Genomic DNA, 4,712 nt, shown 5'->3' with positions numbered 1-4,712 from the left:
GATGTTTGGCCGGAAGTACCGGCGGCAATGGGGATTATTAAAAATAAACTGGTAATCAGGCTGCTGGAACGGTTCGAAAAATATATCTACGCTAAATCTGCCCATATTGTTGCTTTGTCTGATGATATGAAGTTATCGGTGGTTAGTCGTACCGGCGTGCCGGCGCACAAACTATCAGTGATAGCAAATATCTCTGAAACGGAGCGCTTCTCGAAATACATGGAACCCGGTACATTACTGCATTCCCTGCTGGGTTTTACTCCCCGGAAAGTAGTGCTGTACGCAGGTACGTTGGGAATGGTAAATGGCCTGAAATATATGGTTGATCTGGCCATTCATCTCTATAAACTGGATCCGTCAGTGAAATTTATCGTTTTCGGAGATGGAATGGAAAAGGAGCACCTGTTGCAGTATGCACAGGCCGAGGGTGTCTTAAATAAAAATATCTATTTTTTTGACCCGGTACCTAAATCACAATTATCACAATTGTATTATGAATGTACTGTAGCCTCCTCTTTTGTAATACCTATACCACAGTTATGGGCTAATTCGGCCAATAAGTTTTTTGACTGCCTCGCTGCATCCCGGCCGGTTGTGATCAACCACAGGGGCTGGCAGGCAGCCGTGATTGAGCAGGAAAACGTAGGTTTTGTGTTGGATTTTGATATTAAAAAGATAGATACAGAAGCGAAGCGTTTTTGTACATATATAAATGATGATCTGTTATTAAAAGAACAGCAGGAACAGGCAGGGCGGCTTGCAAGAAAAGCCTATTCGCTGGATATTGCTGCAGGTCGTTATCTGAAAATTCTGAATGATGTGGTATCGTAAATTATTAAAACCGTTAATTGATTTTCTCGTGGCATTATCAGCATTTATGCTGCTATTGCCGGTTTTTTTTATCGTAGCGCTGATATTGACCATCACCAACGGTGGAACTCCCTTTTTTACGCAGCTCCGGCCCGGCCTCAACGGACGTGTCTTCAGGCTGATTAAGTTCAAAACGATGAACGATAAGCGGGCTGCTGATGGCAGTTTGTTAAAAGATGAAGAGCGAATGACAAAAGCGGGCAGCCTGATAAGGAAAACTTCATTGGATGAAATACCACAATTACTAAACGTAATAATGGGAGATATGAGCCTGGTGGGACCAAGACCCTTGTTGGTGGAATACATGGGTTTGTATAGTGATGAACAACGCAGGCGCCATGAAGTAAAACCCGGTATTACCGGCTGGGCACAGGTGAATGGAAGAAATGCCATTAGTTGGGAAAAGAAGTTTGCTTATGATGTTTGGTACGTGGATCATCTGAGCCTGTTGCTCGATGTCAGGATTATGTGGATGACTTTTGCGAAAGTTTTCCGCTCAGAAGGGATCAGCCAGGCAGGACATGTTACCACAGAAAAATTTACCGGCAGTCCAAAGTATTGATGACTACTTAAACTTAATGGATGGAGTTGCAGTCAGACATATATGTTTTATGGGCCGGCGGGCATCTTCGGTGATGATACCACCCGCAGACAGATGCTGCATTACCAGGATAATAAAATATAACACAGAAATACATTAAAGTTTCAGATCATGAACGAAAAGATATGGTTATCATCTCCGCATATGGGAGAAAAGGAATTGGAGTTTGTAAAAGAGGTATTTCATTCTAATTGGATAGCACCGCTGGGGCCGGCAGTAGATGGATTTGAACACGACCTGCAAAATTATACCGGCTCCCAATATGTAGGAGCGCTCTCTTCTGGTACCGCAGCATTGCATCTGGCGCTTATTTTGTTAGATGTGAAAAGTGGGGATGAGGTGCTTTGTCAGAGTATGACTTTTTCGGCCTCTGCCAATCCCATTGCATATTTGGGCGCCACACCGGTTTTTATCGACAGCGAACGGGATACCTGGAATATGGATCCTGTATTGCTGGAAAAGGCAATTAAAGATCGACTGGAGAAAGGAAAAAAACCTAAAGCCATTATACCCGTGCATTTATATGGCATGCCGGCAAAAATGAAGGAGATCACAGCGATTGCGTCCAGGTATGAAATTCCTGTGTTGGAGGACGCTGCGGAAGCACTCGGATCTGTTTACCATGGAACTGCCTGTGGTAATTTAAGCCTCATGGGAGTACTCAGTTTTAACGGGAATAAGATTATTACAACCAGTGGCGGTGGCGCGTTGCTCAGCAACGACCGGCAATTGATCGAAAAAGCACGCTTCCTTGCTACCCAGGCGCGGGATCCGGCGCCTCATTATGAACACAGCCATATCGGGTATAACTACAGGATGAGCAATGTATGTGCAGGTATCGGACGTGGTCAGATGACCGTGATCGATGAACGGGTGAAACAACGCCGTAATAACTTCGACTATTACGTAAATGAGTTGGGCGCATTACCCGGTATCAGTTTTTTAAAGGAACCGGAAGGAAGTTTTTGTAACCGCTGGTTAACAACTGTATTGGTGGATAGGGAGCGCAGCAACGGGATCAGCCGCGAAACCATAAGATTGGCACTTGAAAAGGAAAACATAGAATCCAGGCCACTTTGGAAACCAATGCATCAACAACCTGTTTTTTCAGCTGCACCGGCTTACGTCAATGGCGTATCTGAAGCGCTTTTCGAAGATGGGTTATGCCTGCCCAGCGGTTCCAATCTCACACTACAGCAATTGGAAAGGGTAGTTACACACATAAAAAAATTATGGAAATGAAACAGCGTTTCTTTTTGCACCAATGTCAATCAACACCACTGCTGGTAGTTGTTCTGCTTATTTGTGGCTGCTTTCCTTCGAAAGCGCAATTTCCTGCTTTTTCGTATAAACAGGGCGTGGCCGACAAATATGTTGACAAGGGGCAATCTGCTGTGTTCCAAAGTAAAGCAAACCAGGTAGCTGCCGCGGCTTTCGATCTGACTGCGGCGCTACCGAAAGGATATCAGAAAGACGGTACTGTAGACTATACGAGCTATCTGCAAACCGCAATGGACCAGCATAAATCAGTGGTGATGCCAAACTTCCCGGTGCTGATCAGTGATAAGGGCTTAACAGTGGGAAATGACGCTAATATCGTTTTCAGGGACAATTCAAAGCTGATCCTCCAGGCAACAACTAAAGATACCTATGAAGTATTGCGCATTCATAAGGTGCAGAATGTAAATGTTTACTTCGCCGTAATTGAAGGAGACCGTAAAGGCCATAAAGGCAATGCCGGCCAATGGGGAATGGGAATTGCCATTCGCGGCTCCAGGAATGTAAATATCTATGCCCCCCGTGTTTCAAATTGCTGGGGAGATGGTATATATATTGCAGGATTGGAAGGAATAACCAGCTCCAACATAAATATCTATAACGCTATGCTGGATTATAACCGGCGTAATGGTATGTCCATCATTTCTGTTAATGGCCTGAAATTAGTTGCACCTGTTATTTCCAATACTTACGGACAGGCGCCTATGAGCGGCATCGATATAGAGCCGAACAATAACAACGATGTGGTTGATAATGTGGTGATGGAAAGTCCCGTTACCCTGAATAATGCCAAACACGGTATCGTGATCTCTTTGTTCAGGCTGATTGGTGCAAATCAGAAACAGGTGGATATAACGATCAGGAATCACCGCGATGACGGATCAGCTGTCGCTTTTTCAATGGGGGGACTGAAAAAACATTATGATGTGCCTCCTATGAAAGGTAACATTGAAATAATCAACCCGGTATGGAAGAATAATATAGAAAGGCCTTTCCGTAGCTATAAACCTAATGGATATGCGCCTGCGGTGAAGTTTACAAAAGTCAATGTTGTAAAAACCGGTAAAGATGGAAAGGATCAACCTGATAATGAAAAATTAATGTTGATGAAAAAAACTATTTCCAGTGAAAGCAAAATGACCCTGGAACAATAATCACCTGAAGCAGGACGTTGCTGTGTAGTTAAAAGCAGCCAGGACCCTGCATCCCGGTAGATAGATACAGAAAATAAACACACGATTTATTAATCAGCACTATATGGATTTTTGGGATAAAATAAAGTTGGACCTGTCATGGTACTACATTAAAAATGGAGTACCTGTTGTACCTGTTGGTGGAAAAGGAAAGCTGTTACTGCTTACTATTCACAGGGCCTTAAAAAGTGAGGCGTTTCATGCAGTGTTATTATTCAGATTGTGTAGTTACTTTCACCGTAAACGGATAAAAATATTAAGCTTTTATTACTACAACCGCATCAGGCGGCGCTATGGTTCTACAATAGCGCATACAGCGGATATTGCCGGGGGGCTCCGTTTACCACATCCTTATGGTGTGATCATTGGCGGTAACGTTAAAATAGGCGCCATGACCACCATCGGGCAGCATGTTACCCTGGGCGGAAACTTTGGTAAAACCAAAGACAACAGGACCACGCCTATTATTGGCAGCTGGTGCTTTATTTGTGCCGGCACAGTTATCGCCGGCCCCGTAACCGTGGGTGATGATGTGATCATCGGGGCCAATTCCAACGTAAGTAAAGATGTGCCTGACCATGTTATCGCAGGTGGCAACCCGTTTGTAGTCAGCAAAGTGAAAGAACCCGGAATAGAAGTGGAACGGAATAAAATCCTGTATGCTAAATTTTATGGCTATCCCGAAGATGTAGTGAACAATTTGGGTATTAAATAAAACGAAAAGCCAATGCCATGTATCATCCCCCTTGCCCGGTACTATTTTATCTCTC

5 protein-coding genes are annotated in these 4,712 nt (G+C 44.0%); all 5 read left to right on the top strand.

Annotated features, from left to right (window positions below; translation table 11 throughout):
• The coding region (locus VN105_RS03660; RefSeq protein ID WP_325638034.1) for a glycosyltransferase family 4 protein at positions 1–831 on the top strand (831 nt) is incomplete at its 5' end.
• Positions 815–1,432: a sugar transferase gene (locus VN105_RS03655; protein WP_325638032.1), complete on the top strand. Its 618-nt coding sequence runs from the start codon at positions 815–817 to the stop codon at positions 1,430–1,432. The genes VN105_RS03660 and VN105_RS03655, both read left to right, overlap by 17 nt.
• Positions 1,433–1,582: 150 nt before the next feature.
• Entirely contained in the window at positions 1,583–2,713 is a 1,131-nt protein-coding gene (locus VN105_RS03650; RefSeq protein WP_325638030.1) for a DegT/DnrJ/EryC1/StrS family aminotransferase, read from the top strand.
• Positions 2,710–3,903 (top strand): hypothetical protein, encoded by a 1,194-nt coding sequence (locus VN105_RS03645; protein ID WP_325638028.1) that lies wholly within the window; start codon positions 2,710–2,712, stop codon positions 3,901–3,903. The genes VN105_RS03650 and VN105_RS03645 overlap by 4 nt, the downstream gene beginning before the upstream one ends.
• 103 nt (positions 3,904–4,006) lie before the next feature.
• Positions 4,007–4,657 (top strand): hypothetical protein, encoded by a 651-nt coding sequence (locus tag VN105_RS03640; protein WP_325638026.1) that lies wholly within the window; start codon positions 4,007–4,009, stop codon positions 4,655–4,657.
• Positions 4,658–4,712: the final 55 nt, after the last annotated feature.

This window comes from Chitinophaga sp., from assembly GCF_035564935.1.
Classification (GTDB): domain Bacteria; phylum Bacteroidota; class Bacteroidia; order Chitinophagales; family Chitinophagaceae; genus Chitinophaga.
Note: the sequence above shows the minus strand (reverse complement) of the source record. Positions and strands in the feature narration are given on the sequence as shown.